This window comes from uncultured Methanofollis sp., assembly GCF_937919355.1.
Classification (GTDB): Archaea; Halobacteriota; Methanomicrobia; order Methanomicrobiales; family Methanofollaceae; genus Methanofollis.
This window is the reverse complement of sequence record NZ_CALFSA010000098.1, coordinates 1-1,958: the sequence shown is the minus strand read 5'-3', so window position 1 is coordinate 1,958 and position 1,958 is coordinate 1. Positions and strand designations below refer to the sequence as shown.

The window sequence follows — 1,958 nt, the reverse complement described above, 5'->3', positions numbered from 1 at the left end:
GATTATTATTATCGCCGTATCGTCTGATAATAGTTTGGAAGCACCTGACCAGGAGAGCGTGTCCTGGCAGAGAGTGGCGAACACCGGGTCCGCCTCCTCGCCGCCGCCATGGGTTATCTGGGATCTCCAGATGGGACTTCATCACTTTCAGGTCCCGGAAGATCGCCGGCCCCGTCGGATTCATCGTCTTCCCCGGCATTGTACGCCCACCACGCGACCCCTGCGATGAGGGGAAGGCCGACAGGGATGCAGAACCCTGCGGGGCCGTGGAAGAGGGGGCCGTACTGGGCGATTGCCGAGGCGAGGTACGCCACGCAGGCGCCAGCGAGGAGGAGGGCGAGGGGTTTTCTCACGGTGTCGTACGCCGCCTGCCACCTGATGATGAGGGTGGTGATTGCGGCGATGAGGAAGAGGGTGCCGACGCAGCCGAGGACGATGGAGCGGGCGGTGCGACCCGCGCGGATGCCTGTGGTCACATAGTCGAGGTCGCGGGTGAGGAAGATGAGGCTTGTCCCGAGGTAGGTCTGCTGGTACCGGAAGAGGGGAAACTGGAGACCGGCCCCGAGGAGAGTGCCGATACAATAGACATTGAGAGGGAGGACGAGGGTGAGGGCGAGGAGAGAGGCGAGAAAGGGCCGGTTGATCCTGTACATATCACATCTCCACATGGTTCGAGGCATAGGTTTCACGCTGTTCACTGAAACAATCATCCAATCATTTTTTTGAGGGGAGAGATGTGCGGGGGAGGGTTCCGGCCCCCTGCCCCCTGCTCAGACCACGGCGTCCATGACGACCTGCGACGACCCGTCGCTGTATGTCGCCATGACCATGACCCGGTGTCTTTTGCCGGGGTCTGTGGATACTGTTGTATTGATGGCCGACGCCCCGACGACGGCGGCGAGACTGTCGGTCTGCTCCGTGCCGTCGATCGTCCAGTTCAGGTGGTCGACTGCGTCGTGACCGTCGCCGCCGACATAGGTGACCAGGACCGCACCTTCGGCCGTTCTGACGGCCTTCGCCCCGACGATTCCGTTGTCGGGGGTGCCCCCGAGTGTGCCGAGGGAGAAGGACGCGACAAGGGCGGCGAGGATCACGGTGAGGGCGACCATGAGGATGGTGGCGACGGTCGAAGAGACCGCATCTTCGTGCTCATTGGATTGGACCATAGGTCTCCTCCGCCCTCAAAAAGAAAAAGGGGATTGGGGTTCAGACGTAGGTGTCGAGGATGACCTGAGAACCGCCGTCAGTGAACGATGCCGTGACAACGACGTGGTTCTTGTTGCCCGTATTGACACTCGAATTAATCTTCAAAGAGTCACCAACGGAAACATTACCGGGGAATGTCGTCTTTACCTTACCGTCATTGACGTTTACACTGACGTTCTCAACAAGACCGGCGTCCCTGCCACCCTGGTATGTGACGGAGATCACCTGCTTGTCTCCATCAACAGTGTGGGCTGCCGTGGCGGCAACGCTCTTGGAAGAGGACATGTTTCCGGCCATGCCGAAGACGAATGCGGCGATGACGGCCGCGAGGATCACCGTGATGGCGACCATGAGGATGACGCCGATGACCGGCGACACTGCTTCTTCATTCTTCTCCTGTGCGAACTGTTTCATCGTTTTCACCTCCAGACCTCATCAGAGGCTGGATATCATAAGGTGTCAGGACTCGACTTATAAAGATATCTATTCTAATCTGGCCATAAGTGCACGTTATATCGCGATTTAGGCGAAAAATATCGCGGCGCAGGGCCGAAATTCCCGGACGGGCAGGGGCACCCCGACACCGCAGGACACGACGGGAGGGACAGGGGATATTCACACCCTATTTCCAATTTAAGATGAGATATGGCGAGTAATGGGCAGACCGGATCCTGCCGGCGATCGCCCCGGACCGCAAAATCCGGGGGACGGGGACGGGGACGGCGGTGCTATCACTGCACCATCATATATAA

General features: G+C 59.0%; 3 protein-coding genes. All 3 read right to left on the bottom strand.

Going from position 1 to position 1,958, the window contains the following annotated elements; translation table 11 throughout:
* Positions 1-113 precede the first annotated feature (113 nt).
* The gene (locus tag Q0520_RS04375; protein ID WP_298667067.1) at positions 114-653 is read right to left on the bottom strand and encodes a hypothetical protein; all 540 of its coding nucleotides are present in this window, start codon (positions 651-653) and stop codon (positions 114-116) included.
* A gap of 117 nt (positions 654-770) precedes the next feature.
* Positions 771-1,166 (bottom strand): type IV pilin N-terminal domain-containing protein, encoded by a 396-nt coding sequence (locus Q0520_RS04370; protein ID WP_298667065.1) that lies wholly within the window; start codon positions 1,164-1,166, stop codon positions 771-773.
* A 40-nt stretch (positions 1,167-1,206) separates the two neighbouring features.
* Entirely contained in the window at positions 1,207-1,620 is a 414-nt protein-coding gene (locus Q0520_RS04365; RefSeq protein WP_298667063.1) for a type IV pilin N-terminal domain-containing protein, read from the bottom strand.
* Positions 1,621-1,958: the final 338 nt, after the last annotated feature.